This window comes from Nocardia sp. JW2, from assembly GCF_051843015.1.
Classification (GTDB): domain Bacteria; phylum Actinomycetota; class Actinomycetes; order Mycobacteriales; family Mycobacteriaceae; genus Nocardia; species Nocardia coubleae.
This window is the reverse complement of sequence record NZ_JBPXLK010000008.1, coordinates 105,237-125,870: the sequence shown is the minus strand read 5'-3', so window position 1 is coordinate 125,870 and position 20,634 is coordinate 105,237. Positions and strand designations below refer to the sequence as shown.

General features: G+C 68.5%; 18 protein-coding genes and 1 riboswitch. Of the genes, 9 read left to right on the top strand and 9 right to left on the bottom strand.

Annotation, left to right across the window (positions count from 1 at the left end; all coding sequences use genetic code 11):
- The first annotated feature begins 66 nt into the window (after positions 1 to 66).
- Positions 67 to 1,998 (top strand): acyl-CoA dehydrogenase family protein, encoded by a 1,932-nt coding sequence (locus ACSVDM_RS14060; RefSeq protein ID WP_439265311.1) that lies wholly within the window; start codon positions 67 to 69, stop codon positions 1,996 to 1,998.
- Here the strand turns inward: ACSVDM_RS14060 and ACSVDM_RS14055 are convergent.
- The 3 genes from ACSVDM_RS14055 to ACSVDM_RS14045 all read right to left on the bottom strand — a co-directional run bounded on the left by ACSVDM_RS14055 (position 1,913) and on the right by ACSVDM_RS14045 (position 4,997).
- Positions 1,913 to 2,563, bottom strand: coding sequence for a phosphatase PAP2 family protein (locus ACSVDM_RS14055; RefSeq protein ID WP_439265309.1), 651 nt, complete (start codon positions 2,561 to 2,563; stop codon positions 1,913 to 1,915). The genes ACSVDM_RS14060 and ACSVDM_RS14055 overlap by 86 nt on opposite strands.
- Before the next feature lie 22 nt (positions 2,564 to 2,585).
- Positions 2,586 to 3,467: a nuclease-related domain-containing protein gene (locus ACSVDM_RS14050; RefSeq protein ID WP_243749953.1), complete on the bottom strand. Its 882-nt coding sequence runs from the start codon at positions 3,465 to 3,467 to the stop codon at positions 2,586 to 2,588.
- A gap of 132 nt (positions 3,468 to 3,599) precedes the next feature.
- A complete protein-coding gene (locus ACSVDM_RS14045) occupies positions 3,600 to 4,997 on the bottom strand; it encodes a DUF2252 domain-containing protein (RefSeq protein WP_439265307.1) in 1,398 nt (465 codons plus the stop codon).
- A gap of 122 nt (positions 4,998 to 5,119) precedes the next feature.
- On the opposite strand from ACSVDM_RS14045, the gene ACSVDM_RS14040 reads away from it, so the two are divergent.
- From ACSVDM_RS14040 to ACSVDM_RS14015, 6 genes are all read left to right on the top strand, one after another.
- Positions 5,120 to 5,755 carry a CDP-alcohol phosphatidyltransferase family protein gene (locus ACSVDM_RS14040; RefSeq protein ID WP_067638947.1) on the top strand — a complete coding sequence of 212 codons (636 nt, stop codon included), beginning with the start codon at positions 5,120 to 5,122 and terminating at the stop codon, positions 5,753 to 5,755.
- 42 nt (positions 5,756 to 5,797) lie between these two features.
- A complete protein-coding gene (gene gcvH / locus ACSVDM_RS14035) occupies positions 5,798 to 6,196 on the top strand; it encodes a glycine cleavage system protein GcvH (RefSeq protein ID WP_067488684.1) in 399 nt (132 codons plus the stop codon).
- Between the two features lie 108 nt (positions 6,197 to 6,304).
- A complete protein-coding gene (gene odhI / locus ACSVDM_RS14030; protein WP_067488683.1) occupies positions 6,305 to 6,790 on the top strand; it encodes an oxoglutarate dehydrogenase inhibitor Odhl in 486 nt (161 codons plus the stop codon).
- Between the two features lie 70 nt (positions 6,791 to 6,860).
- Positions 6,861 to 7,619 (top strand): transcriptional regulator FtsR, encoded by a 759-nt coding sequence (gene ftsR / locus ACSVDM_RS14025; RefSeq protein ID WP_439265304.1) that lies wholly within the window; start codon positions 6,861 to 6,863, stop codon positions 7,617 to 7,619.
- Between the two features lie 173 nt (positions 7,620 to 7,792).
- Positions 7,793 to 8,266 (top strand): bifunctional nuclease family protein, encoded by a 474-nt coding sequence (locus ACSVDM_RS14020; protein WP_067488679.1) that lies wholly within the window; start codon positions 7,793 to 7,795, stop codon positions 8,264 to 8,266.
- Positions 8,267 to 8,433: 167 nt separating this feature from the next.
- Positions 8,434 to 8,991 (top strand): MerR family transcriptional regulator, encoded by a 558-nt coding sequence (locus ACSVDM_RS14015; protein WP_133734085.1) that lies wholly within the window; start codon positions 8,434 to 8,436, stop codon positions 8,989 to 8,991.
- Positions 8,992 to 9,151: 160 nt separating this feature from the next.
- Here the strand turns inward: ACSVDM_RS14015 and ACSVDM_RS14010 are convergent, their stop codons facing one another.
- Positions 9,152 to 10,033: an SDR family oxidoreductase gene (locus ACSVDM_RS14010; protein ID WP_439265302.1), complete on the bottom strand. Its 882-nt coding sequence runs from the start codon at positions 10,031 to 10,033 to the stop codon at positions 9,152 to 9,154.
- A 51-nt stretch (positions 10,034 to 10,084) separates the two neighbouring features.
- On the opposite strand from ACSVDM_RS14010, the gene ACSVDM_RS14005 reads away from it, so the two are divergent.
- Complete coding sequence (locus ACSVDM_RS14005) at positions 10,085 to 10,678, top strand: TetR/AcrR family transcriptional regulator (protein WP_439265300.1); 594 nt, start codon at positions 10,085 to 10,087, stop codon at positions 10,676 to 10,678.
- 200 nt (positions 10,679 to 10,878) lie between these two features.
- Here the strand turns inward: ACSVDM_RS14005 and ACSVDM_RS14000 are convergent, their stop codons facing one another.
- The 5 genes from ACSVDM_RS14000 to ACSVDM_RS13980 form a co-directional block, all read right to left on the bottom strand.
- Entirely contained in the window at positions 10,879 to 12,108 is a 1,230-nt protein-coding gene (locus tag ACSVDM_RS14000; protein ID WP_439265298.1) for an SfnB family sulfur acquisition oxidoreductase, read from the bottom strand.
- Positions 12,108 to 13,223 (bottom strand): dimethylsulfone monooxygenase SfnG, encoded by a 1,116-nt coding sequence (gene sfnG, locus ACSVDM_RS13995; RefSeq protein ID WP_181698871.1) that lies wholly within the window; start codon positions 13,221 to 13,223, stop codon positions 12,108 to 12,110. Before sfnG ends, ACSVDM_RS14000 begins: the two co-directional genes overlap by 1 nt.
- A 40-nt stretch (positions 13,224 to 13,263) precedes the next feature.
- Positions 13,264 to 14,646: a styrene monooxygenase/indole monooxygenase family protein gene (locus tag ACSVDM_RS13990; protein ID WP_439265296.1), complete on the bottom strand. Its 1,383-nt coding sequence runs from the start codon at positions 14,644 to 14,646 to the stop codon at positions 13,264 to 13,266.
- A 61-nt stretch (positions 14,647 to 14,707) separates the two neighbouring features.
- Positions 14,708 to 16,144 carry an LLM class flavin-dependent oxidoreductase gene (locus ACSVDM_RS13985; protein WP_439265294.1) on the bottom strand — a complete coding sequence of 479 codons (1,437 nt, stop codon included), beginning with the start codon at positions 16,142 to 16,144 and terminating at the stop codon, positions 14,708 to 14,710.
- Complete coding sequence (locus ACSVDM_RS13980) at positions 16,141 to 17,358, bottom strand: acyl-CoA dehydrogenase family protein (RefSeq protein WP_439265292.1); 1,218 nt, start codon at positions 17,356 to 17,358, stop codon at positions 16,141 to 16,143. Before ACSVDM_RS13980 ends, ACSVDM_RS13985 begins: the two co-directional genes overlap by 4 nt.
- Before the next feature lie 158 nt (positions 17,359 to 17,516).
- Positions 17,517 to 17,616, top strand: a riboswitch (glycine riboswitch).
- Between the two features lie 152 nt (positions 17,617 to 17,768).
- Here ACSVDM_RS13980 and gcvP point away from each other — a divergent pair.
- Positions 17,769 to 20,579 carry an aminomethyl-transferring glycine dehydrogenase gene (gene gcvP, locus ACSVDM_RS13975; RefSeq protein ID WP_439265290.1) on the top strand — a complete coding sequence of 937 codons (2,811 nt, stop codon included), beginning with the start codon at positions 17,769 to 17,771 and terminating at the stop codon, positions 20,577 to 20,579.
- Positions 20,580 to 20,634 lie beyond the last annotated feature (55 nt).

Sequence of the window (20,634 nt, the reverse complement as noted above, 5' to 3'; positions counted from 1 at the left end):
ACAAGAGGGTGTGCGAGGGAGTTTCGCCGCCGCCGGTACGTCGCCGACCGGGCTATGGTCGAAGGCATGGCTACCGGCACATCGACGACGGCAGAACACCTCCGCGCAGCGCTGGACGGACCGTGGCGCGCGGTCAGGGAACAGGCACGCACCCAGCTGGCGGACGACCGCTTCACCGGCGATCCCGACCTCGATCTGAAGGACGCCCGCGCGCGAGTGCTCGAGCAGATGCGGGTGATCGCGGGGATGGGTTACCCCGAGCGTGGGTTCCGCCCCGAGAACGGTGGCACCGGCGATCCGGGCGGCGCGGTCACCGGTCTCGAGATGCTGGCCTACGCCGACCTCTCGCTGTGGGTGAAATCCGGCGTCCAGTGGGGCCTGTTCGGCGGCGCCGTGGAAAACCTCGGCACCGAGCGGCACCGCGACTACATCAAGCGGCTGATCTCGCTCGACCTGCTCGGCTGTTTCGCGATGACCGAGTCCGGGCACGGCAGCGATGTCGCGGTTCTCGAGACCACGGCCACCTATGACCCGGCCACTCAGGAATTCGTGGTCGACACCCCGACGCCGTCGGCGCGCAAGGACTACATCGGTGGCGCCGCCGAGCACGCCCGGATGGCGGCGGTGTTCGCCCAGCTCGTCACCGAGGGCAAGAACCAGGGCGTGCACTGCTTCCTGGTGCCCATCCGCGACGAGAACGGCGCCGACCTGCCCGGTGTGACCACCTCCGACGACGGCCGCAAGGGTGGTCTGCCCGGTGTCGACAACGGGCGCATCGTGTTCGACAACGTGCGCATCCCGCGCGAGAACCTGCTCAACCGCTACGCCGATGTCGCGCCGGACGGCACCTACAGCTCCGAGATCGAGAACCCCAGCAGGCGCTTCTTCACGACGCTCGGCACGCTGGTGCGCGGACGGGTGAGCGTCGGTGGCGCCGCCGCGGCGGGTGCACGCGTGGCGCTGAGCATCGCGGTGCGCTACGCCCTGGCCCGGCGTCAGTTCGCCGACCCCGACACCGGGGCGGAAACCCTGCTGCTGGACTACCGCAGCCACCAGCGCAGGCTGCTGCCGCTGGTCGCGAAGTCGTTCGCGCTGGCCTTCGCGCAAAACGACCTGGTGCGCCGGATGGACCTCGTCCAGCGTGGCGCCGAGATCGAGCCCGGTGCGCAGCGTTCGCTGGAGAAGCGCGCCGCGGGTCTGAAAGTCGCCCAGACCCGGCACGCCACGCGCGCCATCCAGGAATGCCGCGAAGCCTGCGGCGGCGCCGGGTATCTCACCGAGAATCGTCTCGTGACGCTCAAGGCCGACACCGACGTGTTCACCACCTTCGAGGGCGACAATGTGGTCCTCACCCAGCTGGTCGCCAAGGAGCTGCTCACCGCCTACGCCGACGAGGTCCGCGACCTGGACGCACTCGGCTGGGTGCGCTTCGCCGCGACCATGGCAGGCGACGTGGTCCGCCGCAATACCGGTGTGCGCCAACTCATTCAGACACTGCGCGACCGCAACGACGAATCGGTCGACGAGGGCGACCTGTCCAAGCGCGACGTGCAGCTGCAGTTGTTCGCCGACCGTGAGGACTACCTGCTGCGCACCGCCGCGCACCGGTTGCGGGCCCGCGCCGAGGACACCGGTCCCTTCGAGGCGTTCAACAACGCCCAGGACCACATCCTCGCCGCGGGCACCGCCCACATCGACCGGCTGGTGCTCGAGGAATTCGTCGACGGGATCGCCACCATCGAGGATCCCGATGCCAGGGCACTGGCCGAAACCGTCTGTGACCTCTACGTGTATTCCTCGCTGGAGGAAAACCTGTCATGGTACATCATGCACCGGTTCATGTCGGTGGAACGGGCCAAGGCGGTTCGCCGCGGGGTGAACGAGCTCGTCGACCGGCTGCGTCCCGACGCTCTCACGCTGGTGGAGGCGATGGGGGTGCCGGAGTCGATGCTGCGGGCCGAGATGCTGCACGACGCCAGCGTTTTCGACCGCAGCTGACGGCCCACACCCCCGCCACGGCGAGGGTGACCGCTGCCGCCGCGCCACCGAAGACATCGGTGGCGTGGTGGTAGCCCCGCTCGATCATCCCCAGGGTGACCGGGACGAGCATCAGCGCGGTGAGCCCGACGACCACGAGCCGCGCCCGGGCGCTCGTCACCAGACACACGAATGTCGTTGCGACTGCGACCAAGTGGACGGTGTGGCCGCTCGGGTAGGCGAGATAGTCGTGTAACTGCCTGTCCCACAAAGGTTTCAACAACCACGTATTGATCGTCACCGCGAGCTCCGGGACGACGAGCATCGTCGCCGCGCGCCACCACTGGCGCCGCACCAGGAACCAGCAGCAAAACACCAGCAACCCGATCAGCACGGTCGCGCCGTTGCTCGGCGACACCAGAATCGAGCCCCACTCGGGGGAGACCGAACGCCGCACCGGCTCGGCGATCGCCCGGTCGATATCGGTCGCCCCGTCGTCGGCCGGAAACGTCAGCGGGATCAGGGCGGTGACGCTCGCGCAGGCCGCGAGGACGGTAGTGCGAAGTGCCTGGCCGGGGTGGATCACGGCCCCGACGATAGCGTTCGGTTCAGGCAGGCCCGTAGGTGAGCACGGCGGTGACCACGAACCACAGCACCCACACGATCGCGATGATCATCCCGACGGCGAGGGTGATCCGCAGGAACGCACGCCCGAAATCGAGATCACCACCGACCCGGGGATACAGCTTCCACGGGCTGTACCAGGGTGCGACGAGACCGCGCCGCGACTGCGCCTCCTGCTCGAGCCGTGCCTGCTCCTCCGCGTAGGCCTCGGCCTGGGCCTGGGTGGGCCCACCGTGCCACAGCGTCACATCGATCGGCCCCAGGAATCCCTCGTTGAGCAGATCCTGCGGGGCGGGCAGGTACGGCAGGATGCCGAGGCCACGGAACGCGATGGCGATGTCGTTGGCCGTCCACCGGTTGTGTTCCTTCTCGGCGAGCACCTCGAAGTACTGCTCGAGCCGGTAGGGATCGTCGGTGACGACCACATCGAAACTGGGGTCGTGCCAACCCTGATGGATGTCGATATCGGCGCCGGGCTGCGGCACGATCAGGCCGAGACCGTGCACCGCACGCTGCCCGAGCCCACGCGCGGCGAGGTAGTCCTGCAGCGCGAAGGTGTGCTCCCTGGAGCGTTCCAGCGGCGTCGACTTCTCACCACCGGCGAACTGCGCCAATTCGCCGGAGACCATCCACGGGCCGTTGAGCGGGATCTCGAGGACACCGTGCTGGGTGGCGGTGAACGTTTCGGCCTCGATCACCACACAGCTGGTCGGCGTCCACACCACCGCGTCGAACTGGTGCAGCCGATCGTTGTGGAACAGGCTGCAGTTGATGGTGGCGACACCGTGCGGACTCGACGGGTCCTTCCAGGTGCGCAGCCAATTGATCAGAGCCCGCTCGGCATCGGTGCCTGCCGCATTCTGCACGCGCACGAGCATGGAGGTCCGCCCTTCTTGGTCGGTGGCGCCGCAAGCCGAGAACCGTTGGCGTACATCGTAGCTCGCCGGCGTGCCGATGCCGGTCAAGATGCGGCCGGTGCCCGGCCGGCGCCGCGCGGCTCAGCTGGGCTCGGCGGCGAGCTCGCCCGCCTCGACGGCGGCGACGAGCTGCGCGTGATCGGCTTCGGTACGGTCGGCATAGCGCACCGCGAAGCGTGCCACGGCCTCCTCGAAGCGGTCGTCGTCGGCACCGTCACCGTCCAGGTACCCGGCCAGCGTGCGCGGATCGAGCGAGCGCGCGTGCGCCCGCGCCAGCAGGGCACCCGCCAGCCTGCCGTAGTCGTCGAGGTCGTCGGCCGACAACCCGGCCGGGTCGATGGCGCCCTTGAAGTTGCGGAACTGACGCACGATGAACGGCAGCGGCGTGTCGAACTCGATGGTCGTCCAGCCGAGCAGGATGTCGGTGTCGGACTGCACGCTGCGCGCCCCGGCGACGATGCGCTCACCCTCGTGCCGGTGCGTGGTCGCCGGAAGGAAAGGCGCCAGCGCGGACGGTCTCGCCTGTTTGGCCTGCAGCACCAGCGACTCGCCGTCGTTGCCGTGCAGCAGCACCACGTAACTGTGCAGCCCCACGCTGCCGGTGCCCACGACCCGGAACGCGACATCGGAGACCGCGAACCGCGACAGCAGCGTGCGCCGCGACTCCCGGATGGTGCCCGCGTAGCGTTCCAACCCGTCGATCACCGCCTCGCGGACCTGCTCGTCGACCGGGGTGAGGACCGGCGGATCGCTGATGAAGCAGTGCTTGCGGATGCCGGTCTCGTGATCGTCGATGTGCTCGGTGAGTTTCGCGACCACTTTCGCGCTGGTGTTCTTGCGCGCCTTCTTGGCGGCCTTCTTGAAGTCGTCGTGCAGGTCCTGGGCCTTGGCCTTGGTGAGAATCGACTCGTCGTGCAGATCGGTCCAGGACTGCAGGAACGGCAGCTCGGCGAGGCCGGCGACGGTCCGGCGATAGGAGGCCGCGGCGTCGCGGGCCGCGCGCAGGCAGTCGTCGGCGTCGGCACCGCTCTCGCGTCCGGCCAGGACGAGGCTCGCGGCGAGGCGTTCGAGATCCCATTCCCACGGCCCGAGAATCGTCTCGTCGAAATCGTTGATATCCATCACGATCTCGCCGCGCTGGGTGCCGTAGAGGCCGAAGTTGGCGGCGTGCGCGTCGCCACAGATCTGGGCGGGCAGACCGCTGTCCGGACCGGCCGCGAGATCGGCGGCCATCAGGCCCGCCGCGCCGCGGAAGAAGCTGAACGGCGAGGCCGCCATCCTGCCGATGCGCAACGGGAGCAGGTGTTCCAGCCTGCCCTGATTGCTGGCCTCGACGAACTCGAGCACCCCCGGTCGGTCGGGGCTCTCGGCCGGGCGATCGCGCTCGGTCACCGGCACCTTCGCGGCGGCGGCACGGCCACGGGCGCGGGCCTGCTCGGAGGAGACGGAGGAGCGCAGATCGATACCACTGTCGGACACGACTGTCGAGGTTAGCGCTTCGGCGGCCGGACAGCGCCACGACCGATCACCGGCCGCGAAATGGGCGCGGGTTTCGGCGTGGCCGGATGGCGCGTCGGGGGGTCGGTGCGGTAAGCAGGGGCGTGGCAACCGAATCGGGAACGCCTGGCACGAGCGACACCGACGGCGGTGGCGTGTTCAGCGACCGCATCCTGACCGTGCCCAACGCCCTGAGCGTGCTCCGCCTCATCGGCATCCCCGTCTTCCTGTGGTTGATGCTGGTCGAACACGCCGACGGCTGGGCCTTCGCCCTGCTGATCGCCAGCGGCTTCACCGATTTCCTCGACGGCAAACTGGCCAGACTGCTCGATCAGTCCTCGCGCCTCGGCGCCCTGCTCGACCCGTTCGTCGACCGCCTGTATCTGCTGACGACACTGGCCGCCTTCGTCCTGCGCGACCTGATTCCGTGGTGGCTGGCAGTGATCTTGATCGCTCGCGACCTTGTTCTCACCGTGACCCTGTCGGTGTACAAACGGCGTGAGCTGCCCGCGCCGGAAGTGATCTACCTGGGCAAAGCGGCGACCTTCGCGCTGATGTCGGGTCTGCCGTGGCTGCTCACCGGGGAAATGGACTGGGTGGGCGCGGGTTTCGGCTGGGCCTTCGGTTGGGCACTGTTGATCTGGGGCACCGCACTGTACGTGTGGACCGGGGTGCTCTACGCGGGTCTGGCGGTCGCGGTCGCACGATCGATACCGCCTGTGCCGCACCGAGGGAGCTAGCCGTTACTGTTGCGTGCAACGTTCACGACGAAAGGACGTCCTGTGACCCGGACCCCTGAGGATCTGCACTACACCGAAGAGCACGAATGGGTGCGGCGGACCAGCCCCACAGCGGTCCGTGTCGGTATCACCGACTACGCCCAGTCACAGCTCGGTGACGTGGTGTTCGTCCAACTGCCCGACGCCGACGCCGACGTCACGGCGGGCGAGAGCATCGCCGAGGTCGAATCGACCAAGAGCGTGTCCGACATCTACGCCCCGCTCAGCGGCAAAGTCGTTGCGGTGAACGAGGATCTGGTCCAGGCCCCGGAGACGCTCAACAGCGACCCCTACGAGGCGGGCTGGTTGTTCGAGCTCGCCTTCGACGACGCGGCGAGCCTGGACGCGGCGCTCGCCGAACTGCTGGATGCGGCGGGTTATCAAGGAGTTATCGGGGGCTGACGCAGCCTTCACAGTTCTCCCTGCACGGGCACGCCCCGGCAGGGTACGGTCAATGCCGAAGACAGCACCTGCTTGCATGGATAATCAGGTTCGAGGAGGAGAGAAACGGTGAGCGAGAACAGGGACCCGGGTTACGGGGAGACCGCGGCCGAGACGACATCGGTCTTCCGCGCGGATTTCCTCAACGAGGTCGATTCGTCGCGCTCCGGAGAGCCGGCCGGCGAACAGCCGGTGCAGGGCGTCGAGGGCCTGCCGGTCGGTGCCGCCCTCCTGGTGGTCAAGCGAGGCCCGAACGCGGGTTCGCGCTTTCTGCTCGACCAGCCGACCACGTCGGCCGGTCGCCACCCCGACAGTGACATCTTTCTCGACGACGTCACCGTCAGCCGTCGGCACGCCGAGTTCCGGCAGGACGACGACTCGTTCCAGGTGGTGGATGTGGGCAGCCTCAACGGCACCTACGTCAACCGGGAGCCGGTGGACTCCTCGGAGCTGCAGAACGGCGACGAAGTCCAGATCGGCAAGTTCCGGCTGGTCTTCCTGACGGGGCCGCGCGCGCAGGCCACCGAGTCGTCGACGGGCGCGGGTTCGCGATGACCCGTCCGGTGCTGGTGCTCGCGAAGGGCGCAGTGCTGTGACCGGGGCGGCGCAGTGGGCGCGCGGAGGGATGTCGATCGGCTCCGTGCTCGACCTGCTGCGACCAGATTTTCCCGACATCACCATCTCCAAGATCAGGTTCCTCGAATCGGAGGGCCTGATCCGGCCGGAACGGACACCGTCGGGATACCGGCGGTTCTCGGTGGCCGACTACGAACGGCTGCGTTTCGTGCTCACCGCACAGCGCGATCAGTACCTGCCGTTGAAGGTGATCAAGGAGCAGTTGGAAGCGATCGACAGCGGTGCTGCGACGTTGGGTGTGCGTGAGGCGCGAGCTCGCGCGCACTCCCTGCGTGGCGTCAAGGAGTACACCGAGGACGACGCGCCCGCCGCCGCGCCGCGCCGCCTCGGTGTCGTTCCGGGGGAGATCACGCCCGAAGAATTACGTTTCGATGTCGCGGTGCGGCTCACCCGCGCTGATCTGCTCGCCAAGGCGGGCATCGAGGAGCGTTTCCTCGACGACCTGCTCCGGGCCGGACTCATCGTCCCCGGGGCGGGTGGATTCTTCGAGGCCGACGCCGTGACGCTGGCGCGCGCGGCCAAGGCGATGGCCGAATTCGGTTTGGAGGCACGGCATCTGCGCGCGTTCAAGCTGGCCGCCGACCGGGAGGCGGCACTGGTCGCCCAGATCGCCGCACCGATCGCGAAGAGCCGCGACGCCGACGCGCGGGCCCGCGCCGAGGAAACAGTTCGCGAATTGGCGGCGTTGTCACTGAACCTGCATGCGGCACTGGTGAAAGCCGCAGTGCGCAACGCGTTGGGTAGCTGACGCGCGCGAGCGCCGGGTGGCCGGATTCGCCTAGACTCGTGATACCGGGCGGGGCAGCGGTCGTGCCGTCGGCGGCGAGTATGGGAGGCAGGACTACGCATGAGAGGTCAGCGGCCGGAGGCGGCAGCGGAGCGTAACCACGGAGGCCGCCCGAGCATGCGAGGTGTAACAGCATGAGTGAGATGCGCGTTATCGGCATCCGTGTCGAGCAGCCACAGAACCAGCCCGTGCTGCTGCTGCGGGAGGCGGCGGGCGAGCGGTATCTGCCGATCTGGATCGGGCAGGCCGAGGCCACCGCGATCGTGCTCGAGCAGGAAGGGGTCACCCCCATCCGTCCGCTCACCCACGATCTGATCAAGATTCTCATCACCGAACTCGGACACACCCTCAAGGAAGTGCGGATCGTCGATCTGCAGGAGGGCACCTTCTACGCCGATCTGGTCTTCGACGGCGACCTGCGGGTCTCGGCCAGACCGTCGGACTCGGTAGCCATCGCGTTGCGCGTGGGATGCCCGATCTTCGCCGAGGAGCCGGTGCTCGCCGAGGCCGGGCTGGTGATGCCCGACGAGCGCGAGGACGAGGTCGAGAAGTTCAAGGAGTTCCTCGACTCGGTGTCCCCCGACGATTTCAAGGCGACCGACAGCTAGGGCCGGACTATTTTCTGACCCTGAAGTAGAGGTCGAGGGAATCGCCGCTCACGGTGCTTGGTCCGATGACCGTATGGGTCCGACAATGACAGGAGTAACCTCGAAAGTCGGGCAACATCCGTCGTGACTCCGGTACTCGAGAACGTCGGCAGAGCAAGGAGCGGTCAGTGGAAGAGCAAACGCAGGATGTAGTGCAGCCTGGCTTGTTCCCGGACGACTCGGTTCCGGATGATCTGGTCGGTTACCGGGTGCCGAGCGCGTGTCAGGTCGCGGGAATCACCTACCGTCAGCTCGACTACTGGGCGCGGACCGGGTTGGTCGTTCCGTCGATCCGGGGCGCGGCGGGATCGGGGAGCCAGCGGCTGTACTCGTTCAAGGACATCCTTGTCCTCAAGATCGTGAAGCGCCTGCTGGACGCGGGCATCTCTTTACAGAACATCCGGATCGCCGTCGATCACCTGCGTAGTCGTGGCGTGGGCGATCTGGCCGGGATCACCCTGTTCTCCGACGGCACCTCGGTGTACGAATGCACCTCACCCGAGGAAGTCGTCGATTTACTGCAGGGCGGGCAGGGCGTCTTCGGAATCGCGGTCAGCGGCGCCATGCGGGAACTGACCGGCGCCATCGCGGACTTCCCCGCCGAACGAGCCACCGCCATCACCGACCGCCCGGAGGACGAACTGTCCTACCGGCGCAAGGCCAGGGAAAACCGCAAGACGGGTTAGCGCGATCGCGCACAGTACCCCCGGCGCTACTGCGGAGGGAATGACGCTGTGCGCCAGCGCTTTTCCTCGTCCTCGGAAACCGGTTCGTGAAGACCGGCGATGAGCAGGGCGCGGGTCATGGCAGCTGCCGGGAGGCCGACCGTTCCCGTCGATCAGGGATTCATGCGGCGGCCTTCGGGTGGTGGCGACGCAGGGTCGCCGCTGCGACACGGTCGAGCATCCGGTCGGAGAGGACCCGCGACAGGCGAGTGATCATGGCGGCGTCGCGGCCGACGGTGTAGCGGGTGCTTGGGCGCCTGGCGGTGACCGCCTCGGCGACGACCCGGGCCGCCTGCTCGGCGGTGGATCCGCCAGTGGTGCCCGCGGCGGTGAGCGCCACGACTGCCTGGACCAACTGGCCGTAGCGATCCCGGTGATCCGGCGACATGGCCTCGGCCAGGCGGGTCGTGGTGGCGATGCCACGCTCACCCATTTCCGTGTGGACGCCACCCGGCTCGACGACCACCACCGCCACCCCCAGCGGCGCGAGTTCGCGGCGCAGTGCGTCACTGACCGCCTCCAGGGCGAACTTTGTTCCCGCGTAGGGGCCGAAGGTCGCCATGGCGATCTTCCCGCCGACCGAACTGATGTTGATCACCCGCCCGGACTCCCGCAGCAGCGCGGGCAACAGCGCCTGGGTGACCGCGACATGGCCGAATAGATTGACCTCGAACAGCGTGCGCCACTCGTTCAGCGGAAGGGCCTCGACCGGGGCGTTGACCGAGATGCCTGCGTTGTTCACCACCGCCCGCAACGGCGTCGTCTGAGAGTCGACGCGGGTGGCCAGCGCCGATATGTGGTCGGGATCGGTGATGTCGAGGATGACCGGCTCGATGCCCGGGGCTCGCAAGGCATCGGCGTCTCGATCGCGGCGGACGCCGGCGAGCACGAGAAATCCGCGGTGCGCCAGCTCGCGAGCGGTCGCCGCGCCGATTCCGGTCGAGGCTCCCGTCACCACGACGCAGCCCTGGGTACCGATCCGATTTTCAGGTGACGTTGTCATCTGAGCAACCGTAGGGATTCGAGGTGACAGTGTCAACTGTATAGTGATGGCATGGTCAGCCGCCTCGAGTCCGCCGCTGTGACGCGTCGTTCCCTGCTCGATGCCGCCGCCGATCTGCTCGACAGCGGGGGTCCCGGTGCCGTGACCCTTCGAGAGGTCGGTGCTCGCGCGGGTGTCAGCCGGGGTGCGCCCTACCGGCACTTTCCCGACAAGGACAGCCTGCTGACGGTCGTGGCGACCGAGGCCCTCGACCAGCTGGCCGACCTGGCTCACGAGGTGCGCGTCGACACCGGATCGGACCCTGCCGACAGGCTGCGCCGGGCCATGCTGGCGCTGATGACGATCGGCCGCCGCCGCCCCCACACCTACCGGCTCATGTTCGCCGCCCCGCTGGGCGACCCCGGCGTGATCGCCGCGGCGGTCCGCGCCGCCGACCGGACCCAGGAGGAATTCCTCACCATCGTCGGCGATGTCGTGGGCACCGAGCACGTCCGCCGCATCGGCGCGCTGCTGCTGACCAGCGTGCACGGGATCACGGACATGGAGGTCAACGGTCACCTCGGCGAGGAGAAATGGGGTGTCACCGCCGAGGAACTCGTCTCGGAGCTGGTGTCGATGATCGCCCGGCAAGCGCGCGACGGATAGCGGTCGCCCGCCCGCCCCTGGGCATGTCCGCGCGTCGTTCGAGCGCGCCGATGGGCGGCCCCTGCGGTCCGGATCGAGCGGACGACCTCGCTGATCTGTTCCGGCGCAAGTCCACGTAGCCGCCACGCGTTGGGTGTCATCGGCCGTTGGACGTCGGTGCGGCGCAACGACGATGGGCTCGGCATCGTCGGTCGAGCGGGTCAAAAGGTGCCGTGGGCAGGGGGCCGGCTGTCGTGGAGTAGGGCGCGGCCGAGGTGGTGGTATTTCCAGCGGACCGGGTCGTGCAGAGTGTGCGTCCGCGCATTGCGCCAGAAATGGTGCAGGTTGAGATCCGCTGCGGCACTGCGGGTTCCGCTCACCTCGAACAGGGCGCTCGACACGTCCACGGCAGCGCGGTCGGCGACGATCTTGGCCGTCGCGACGGCGAGGGACGCCTGACCGGCCGCGGTCTGTTCGTCGGTGCCGGAGAGCGGGGCGCGGATCGCCGAATCGACGGCGGTCGCCGCAGCGGTCAAGGTCGCTTCGGCCGTTGCCACCGTCACCACCAACTCGCCGAATCGCTGGATCAGCAGCGGGTCGTCGATGGCACGGTCGACACCGGCCTCGAACCATGGCCGGGCATGTTCGCGCACGAATTCCGTTGCGGCGGTGAGAGCTCCGCGTGCGATACCCGTGTCTATCGCGGCGTGCAAGAGCTGGGCGTACGCGCCGTAGGCGGTGGGTCCGGCGAGGGCTTGCGCCCGGGGAACGAGCTGCTCGGCTCGCACCCGCACACCGTCCAACTCGACGGTGCCGCTGCCGGTCGTGCGCTGACCGAGGCCGTTCCAGTCGTCCACGATCCGGACGCCCGGTGTTCGGGCAGGTAGGTAGGCGATGTATTCGCCTGCGGGCAGGCCGCTGCGCGCGTCCGGGTCGTCGAGCCGGGTCAGCACGGCGAGCAGATCCGCGAACAACGAGCCGGTGCAATAGTATTTCGTGCCGTCGATCCGGAATTCGTCGTCCACCGGACGCAGCGTGGTCGAGATGTCGGTGATGGTCCGGCCACCGCGTTCGGATTGGGCATTGGCGATGCGCGCACCGTCGAGCACCGCTCCGAAGTATTCGCGTCGTTGTTCGTCGGTACCGGCCAGCCGTAGCAGATTCAGATAGACGAAATGACTGTGTGGGATCTGTGCGATGTTCGGATCGGCCACCGCCAGCAGCCGCACCACTTCCGTGACCACGCTCGGCGCCAGATCGGCCCCACCGAATTCGGCGGGAACCGTGATCGCGAGCAGACCCGAGGACGCCAGCCGATCCAGCTGCGCGTAGGGCAAATCGCGGTCGCGATCACGGGCGGCGGCGCCGGGCGCGAACTCGCGGGCGAGTTCGGTCGCGACGGTCACGGCCTGGTCGGCGGAGGTGATGAGCTGGGCGGTGGCCGCGGTCATCAGCCGACCACCGTCGCGGGAACCCGGGCCGCCTCGAGTTCACGAACCAACGGGAGCACCTTGGCCCCGAAGTACTCGATGTCCTCCTGGAAATGCAGGAATCCGCCGAGAATCAGGTCGACCCCGAGATCGCGATAGGCGACGATCCGCTCGGCCACCTGCTCGGGTGTGCCGATCAGCTGCGTGCGGAATCCGTCGTTGTACTGCACGAGATCCTCGAACGACGAATCCGCCCACATACCCTTGCGGTCGCTGGTGGACGCACCCGCCTGCTGCACCGCGTCGCGGAAACCCTCGACCGCGGGCTTGTTCGCCTTCTCGATGATCTCGCGCAACGTATCGCGCGCTTCCTTCTCGGTGTCGCGGGCGATGATGAACCCGTTGAGCCCGAATTTCACCTCGCGGTCGTTCTCCCGGGCGACGGCTCGCAGGTCGTCGAGCTGTTCGGTGACACCGTCGAAGTCCTTGCCGTTGGAGAAATACCAGTCGGCGTAGCGGCCGCCGTTGCGCCGGGCAGCCGTCGAATTGCCGCCCTGGAACAGTTCGGGATTGGGCCGCTCCGGGGTGTTCAGCGGTTTCGGCTTCAAGGTGAAATCGCGGATGCGGTAGAAGTCGCCGCCGTAGTTCACCTCGTCCTCGGTCCAGATCTTGCGGATCACCTCGAGGAATTCGCCGCTGCGCCGATACCGTTCGTCGTGCTCGAGCCACGGCTCGCCGAGCGCCTGGAATTCGCCCGCGAACCAGCCCGACACCACATTGATCGCGAACCGGCCGTTCGAGAGGTGATCGGCGGTCGCGCCGAATTTCGCGAGCACCGCCGGATGCCACAGCCCGGGATGAATGGCGGCGATCACCTTCAGCCGTTCGGTGGCCAGCAACAGCGCCAGGCTGAACGACGTGGATTCGTGCTGGAATTCGGCACCGTAGGAGGCGGTGTAGCGCACCTGCGAGAGGGCGTAGTCGAAGCCGTTGCGTTCGGCGGTCTGCGCGAGCTTCTTGTTGTACTCGTAATCCCAGCTGGTGCGCTGTTCGATATCGCTGGTGACGAGGCCACCGCTCACATTCGGCACCCAGTAGGCGAACTGGATCTGATCGGTGATCCGCTCGGTTGTCATAGCTGCTCCAGAGGTTGGTGCGGGAGTGGGTTGGCTGTCGCTATCCGACGGCGACCGGTGCGAACGTCGACCGTGCGAAGCGGCCCGCCGGTGCGAACTTCGCCAGCAACTCGCCCGCGTCCACACCGGTGACCTGGGTGATGTAGGCGGCGGCGTCCTCGGGGGTGTCGATGGTGAGGAACGGCTGCGGCCGGTGCAGCAGCCCGACCAGCGCCGAGGCGAAGCGCGGGTCGACGGCGGCGGTGGCGAAGAACTGGCCGCCGATGTCGGCGAACTCGGGGTCGCTGAGGAACAGCCGGGTCACCTTGGCGGCGGCATCGCTGCGGGCGGCCAGGAACGCGGCGTACTGCTCGCCGATCCACTGCTCGTCGAAGGGCCCGTCGTGCACCGCGGCGGCCGCGACCAGGCGCTGTGCCTGGATCAGCCCGCTCTGGGCGCCCTGCCCGGCGACCGGGTCGTAGGCGACCGCGGTATCGCCCAGGGCGGCGACCGGGTGGCCGCCCTCGGTGCGTCCCACACCCGCCCGCACGACCGGCCGTACCGCGCCCTTGAGCCAGGAGTGCGGGTCTTCGGCGATCACCTGGGTGGCCTGGACCTCCGGCAGATCCCAGTCGATGTAATCGCGGTAGAGGTCCTTCACGATGCGCAACGCCGACTCGGCGGAATCGGCCGCGGCGAATCGGGACTCCCAGTCGCTACCCGGACGCGCCCAGCCGAGGAAGGCCCAGCTCGGACCCACATCCTTGTGCAGGTACGGGCCCCACCACGCTTCGCCCTGTTCGGCCAGGATGGAGAACAGGCTGTGCGCGCCGCCGGCCGGGCCGCGGTGCGCGAACACACCGGAGTCGTAGCCGAGGCCGGTCACGGTGACGGTGAGCAGCGAGCGTTGCGGCTTGTCGTAGACGGTGCGGGTGGTGTCGATCGGGAAGAGGTCGGACAATCCGCCGCGACCGGTGGCGACCAAGGTGAGGTCGTTGGCGGCGGCGATCGCGTCCAGTGACCGCGGGGTGACGTTGTCGACGACGAACTCGCCGCCGCGTGCCCGGAAGGCGGTGAGTCGTTCGTCGGCCTTGAGCCGGGTGTCGACCGCGACCCCGACATACCCGTCGAAGGTGCCGTCGAACGCGATCAGTTCGGCGTTCTCCGGTCCGGCGATGCGGACACTGAGTCCGGTGTGGCGTGGTGCGCGGCCGGTGTAGCTGTCGAGCCCGAGCGCGGCTTCGGCCTGCTGGGTTTCGCCGAATTCGAGGGCGGTGCCGGTGGCGGGCACGTCGTCGCGCAGTGCGCGTTGATCTCGGTCGCTGTAGAGGGTGACGGTGAAACCGGCGTCGAGTAGTCCTAGCGCCGCAGTGACGCCGGTTTGGCCGGCGCCGATTACCGCGGCCGAACGAGTGGAGCGGGAAGCGGGAGTCTGCGATGTCATACCGGAATACTGCGCTGACCTGCACCCGATGAAGAGTGTTGCGATCAGCGCGAATTCATTCCTACGCGCCCGCCGGTTCGTTCACCGACCCCGGCCGTGACACCGCGTGCGGCAGCACGGTGGACCGCGGACCACCGACGCGATATCCGGCACCACGATGGTGGGCGGGTAGCCGATCACCGGCCCCGAAGAGGGCGTTGCGCAAGGTCCCCGGCTCGTATTCGGTGCGGTACACACCGCGTTCGGTCAGCACCGGAACGACATGGTTCACGATGTCCTCGAACGTGCCGGGGGTGATGGCGTAGGCGAGGTTGAACCCGTCGAGATCGGTGTCGGCGACCCACTCCTGCAGCAGGTCGGCGACCGTTTCGCCGGAACCGGTGAACACCGGCCCCATGCCGCCGATGCCTGCCCAGCGCCCGATGTCGCGCACCGTCCATTCGCGGCCGTCGTCGTCGAATTCCTGGAATGCCGCCACCGCGGACTGGATGGCGTTGCTGTGCACCTCACCGATCGGGTCGTCGAGGTCGTATCGCGACAGGTCGATTCCCATCCAGCCCGACATGAACACCAGCCCGCCCTCGACGCTCGCGTAGGACAGGTATTCCTCGTGTTTGGCCCGTGCCGCCTCGTCCGTCTCGTCGGTGATGATGGTGGCCAGCGCGTAGATTCTGGCCTCGTACCGCCCACGTCCCGCCGCCTCCAACGCGTCGCGAACTCGCGAAACGGTCTGGGCCAGCACGCGTTTGGAGGGACCTGCGATAAAGATCGCCTCGGCGTTCTCGGCCGCGAACTGTACCCCGCGCGGTGAGGCGCCCGCCTGATAGATCACCGGCGTGCGCTGTGGTGACGGCTCCGACACGTGAATTCCGGGCACGGTGTAGTGCTTGCCGTAATGACCGATGTGGTGCACCTTCGCCGGGTCGGTGTAGACGCCGCGATCGGCATCGCGGATCACCGCGCCGTCCTCCCACGAGCCCTCCCAGAGCTTGTAGAGCACCTCGAGGTACTCGTCGGCCCGGTCGTAGCGTTCGTCGTGATCGAGCTGATCGGCGTCACCGAAATTCCTTGCCGCCGAAGGCAGATAGCCCGTCACCACATTCCAGCCGAGGCGCCCGCGCGTGAGGTGGTCGAGGGTCGACATGCGGCGCGCGAACGGAAACGGATGCTCGAACCCGGTGCCGGTGGTGATGCCGAAGCCCAGATGCTCGGTCACCGCTGCCATCGCCGACACCAGCAGCAGCGGATCGGCGACGGGTGTCTGCGCCCCCTGGCGCAGCGCGGCGGTGTCGTCGCCGCCGTACACGTCGTAGGTGCCGAGGACATCGGCGATGAAGATGCCGTCGAACCGCCCGCGTTCCAGGAGTTTCGCCAGCTCGGTCCAGTACCCGATATCGGTGTAGCGGTGGGACCGGTCGAGCGGATGACGCCACAGTCCCGGTGACTGGTGGGCCACGCAGTTCATGTCGAACGCGTTGAAGCGGATCGGCCTGCTCATCGCGTCACCTCCGTGCGGCGCTCGCCCGCGCTCCAACCGAACGGCAACTCGGTGCCGTTGAGCAGGTGGTCACCGACCGCGCGGGCTTTGAAGATCGCCGGATTGTGCACGGAGACGGTGCGCGCATTGCGCCAGTGCCGGTCCAGGCGCAGCTGTTCGGACACGATGGATGCGCCACCGAGCTCGAACAGCTGGGTCGTGGCGGCCAGGACGATATCGATCACCCCGAGTTGTGCTTGCGCGGCGGCCAATTCGGCGGCGGCGAGGTCACCGTGGTCCTTCGCCCCGGCGTCGAGGACCCGGTCGAGGATGTCGGCGACGGCCAGCACGGTCGCGCGCGCGGTGAACGCCGCCGCCGACAATTTGCCGATCACCTGCTGGACGAGGGGGTCCTCGCGCGGCAGATCCGCCGAGGCGTGCGTGTAGGTGCGGGTGCGCGCGCTCACCCATTCCCTGGCGTCGCGCTCGGCGCGAGCGGCGATCCCGGCGAGCACCGCGAGCTGCACCAACTGCAAGTAGGCGGTGCCGTACGTGGGGCCCGCGACACCGTAGCCGGGCCCGAGGACGCGATCGGGCGCCACCACGACATCGGTGAACTCGGTGGTGCCGCTGGCGGTGAGCCGCTGTCCGAAACCGTCCCAGTCGTCGTGCTGCACCACCCCCTCGGCGTTCGCGTCGACCAGCACACCGAGGCGCTCACCGTCACGATCGGCGGCGACCAGGATGTGATCGGCGAACAGCGAACCGGTGCTGTAGTACTTCACCCCGTTCAGGAGCAGCCGGTCACCGTCCTCGGTCAGCCGGGTGCGATACCGGTCGACGGCGCCCACCCCGGGTTCGGTGATCGCATTACCGACCAGCGTCCCTGCGGCCACCGCCCGCAGCCACCGCTCCCGCTGCGGGCCGGGCTCGGCAAGACGCTGATCCTCCACGAACGACCAGTGCACCCGCAGCGCCTGCGGCAGGTTCGACTCGGCGGCCGCCAGGTCGATGAGCAGCCGGAACAGCTGACGCACGCTCGCACCGTAGCCGCCGAACTCGACCGGTACCCGCAGCGCACCGAACCGTGCCTCCTTCAGCCAGGTGACCTCGTCGAACGGCAATCGCCGGTCGACCTCCCTGGCCACCGCACCGGCGGCGATCCGGTCGAAGATCGGGGCGAAGACGGCATCGAGCTCGGAATCTGTGATCGCGGACGTGGAGGAGGAAGTCATGCCGACACGATCGCGCAGCGGGCCGCCGGATTCACCGGTTGCGCGCAGGAGGATCGAAACGTCTCCCCGTCCCGGTGGGGGAGTGACGAGCACTACACCCCCGGCGGGCCCCTGGTGGCGCGACCGGGGGTTTGCTGCCTCTAGACTCGGAGGTGCGTCGCCGTCGTGCGGGAGAGTCCTGGGATCGCAAGAGTCCGGGCGCCGAAGGAGCAGCACCTCCCCGTCAATCTCTCAGGCAACAGGGACCGCGCGGTGATTCGACGCCTCTGGAAAGCGGTGGCATCCGGCTGCCCGCCCACGGGGAAAGGGGCACGGTCTCGACCGGCTACCGAATCTCTCAGGCGCACAGACAGAGGGGGAGGGCTGGTACCCGTCGGCCACGAGGCCGACCCGCCCGACCTGGAGCTGCCGTGACCCGTTCGTTCGCCGACCGCCACATCGGACCCGATTCCGACGAACTCGCCCGGATCCTCGCGACCATCGGCGTCGAGTCCGTCGACGCGCTCGCGACCACGGCGTTGCCCGCCACCATCCTCGACGAGTCCGGCCTCGCCGCGCTGCCCGCGCCCGCGAGCGAACACGAGGTACTCGCCGAGCTGGCCGGCCTGGCCCAGGCCAACACCGTCGCCACCTCGATGATCGGGCTCGGCTACTACGACACGCTCACCCCGCCCGTGCTGGTGCGCAACCTGCTCGAGAATCCCGCCTGGTACACCGCCTACACCCCGTACCAGCCCGAGATCAGCCAGGGCAGGCTCGAGGCGCTGCTCAACTTCCAGACCATGGTGTCGGACCTGACCGGCATGGACGTGGCCAACGCCTCGATGCTCGACGAGGCGACCGCCGCCGCCGAGGCGATGACGTTGCTGCGCCGCGCGGGCAAGTCCAAGTCGAACCGGCTGCTGCTCGACACCGACCTGTTCCCGCAGACCAAGACCATCATCGGGACCCGCGCCGAGCCGTTGGGCATCGAACTCGTCGAGGCCGACCTGTCCACCGGGGTGCTGCCCGAGGGCGACTTCTTCGGCGTGATCGTGCAGACCCCCGGCGCGTCGGGCCGCATCGTCGACTGGACCGAGGTGTTCACCGCCGCCCACGAGCGTGGCGCGCTGGTCGCCGCCGGTGCCGACCTGCTGGCGATGACCCTGGTGACCCCGCCCGGGGAACAGGGCGCCGACGTGTGCTTCGGGACCACCCAGCGTTTCGGTGTCCCCATGGGCTTCGGTGGCCCGCACGCCGGGTACCTGGCCGTGCGCACCGCGTTCGCCCGTCAGCTGCCGGGCCGCCTGGTCGGTGTGTCGGTCGACGCCGACGGCGCTCCGGCCTACCGCCTGGCGCTGCAAACCCGTGAGCAGCACATCCGCCGCGAGAAGGCCACCTCCAACATCTGTACCGCCCAGGTGCTGCTGGCCATCGTCGCCGCCATGTACGCGAGCTACCACGGTGCCAACGGGCTGCGGGCCATCGCGCGCCGGGTGCACGAGCACGCCGCCGCCGTCGCGACCGGTCTCGGCGGTGCGGTGGTGCACGGCGCGTTCTTCGACACGGTGCTCGCGCACGTGCCCGGTGGTGCGGAGGCCGTTGTGGCCAAGGCGAAGTCGAAGGGGATCAACCTGCGACTGGTCGACGCCGACCACGTCTCCATCGCCTGTGACGAGGCCACCACCGAAGCCCACGTCGCCGCCGTCGTCGAATCCTTCGGCACCGCACTGACTCCCGAGTCCGGCGCGGGCGCCGAACCGGTCGGCATCGAGACCCGTACCTCGGAGTACCTGACGCATCCGGCGTTCAGCCGCCACCACACCGAGACCGCCATGCTGCGCTACCTGCGTTCGCTCTCGGACAAGGACATCGCCCTGGACCGCAGCATGATCCCGCTCGGTTCGTGCACCATGAAGCTCAACGCGACCGCCGAGATGGAGGCCATCACCTGGCCCGGTTTCGCCCGGCTGCACCCCTTCGCGCCCACCGAGGACTCGCCCGGCATCCGCAAGCTCGTGGCCGACCTCGAGCAGTGGCTGTGTGAGATCACCGGCTACGACGCGGTGAGCCTGCAGCCCAACGCCGGTAGCCAGGGCGAGTACGCGGGACTGCTCGCGATCCGCCGCTACCACCTGGACCGCGGCGACGACCACCGCGACACCTGCCTGATCCCGTCCAGCGCCCACGGCACCAACGCCGCCTCGGCGGCCATGGTGGGCATGCGGGTCGAGGTGGTGAAGTGCCGGGAGAACGGCGACATCGACCTCGACGACCTGCGCGCCAAGATCGCCGACCACGCCGAGCGGCTGGCCTGCATCATGATCACCTACCCGTCCACCCACGGCGTGTACGAGCACGAGGTCGCCGAGCTGTGCGCGCTGGTGCACGACGCGGGCGGTCAGGTGTACGTGGACGGTGCGAACCTGAATGCCCTTGTCGGACTTGCCCGTCCGGGCCGGTTCGGCGGCGACGTGAGCCACCTGAACCTGCACAAGACCTTCTGCATCCCGCACGGTGGTGGCGGTCCGGGCGTGGGCCCTGTCGCGGTGCGCTCGCACCTGGCGCAGTACCTGCCGGGTGATCCGCTCGAGAACGGTTCGCACGCGGTATCGGCCGCCAACTACGGTTCGGCCTCGATTCTCCCGATCACCTGGGCCTACATCCGGATGATGGGTGCCGACGGCCTGCGCTCGGCCACGCTGACGGCCATCGCGTCGGCCAACTACATCGCCCGCCGTCTCGACGCCTCCTTCCCGGTGCTCTACACCGGCGAGAACGGGATGGTCGCCCACGAGTGCATCCTGGATCTGCGCGAGATCACCAAGCAGACCGGTGTCACCGTCGACGACGTGGCAAAGCGCCTGGCGGACTACGGTTTCCACGCGCCGACCATGAGTTTCCCGGTGGCAGGCACGCTCATGGTCGAGCCGACCGAAAGCGAGAACCTCGAGGAACTCGACGCCTTCATCGACGCCATGATCGCCATCCGCGGCGAGATCGACCAGGTCGCCGCCGGCGTCTGGCCCGTCACCGACAACCCGCTGCGCGGCGCACCGCACACCGCGGCCTGCCTCGTCGGCGAGTGGGACCACCCCTACAGCCGGGAAACCGCCGTCTACCCGCGCGGTGTGGGACACGCCCGGCCGAAGATCTGGCCTGCCGTGCGCCGCATCGATGGCGCGTTCGGCGACCGCAATCTCGTCTGCTCCTGCCCGCCGCTCGACGCGTACCAGGACTGATCCCCGCTGATCCGGGCCCCGCCGATGCTGTTCGGCGGGGCCCGGATTCGTTCAC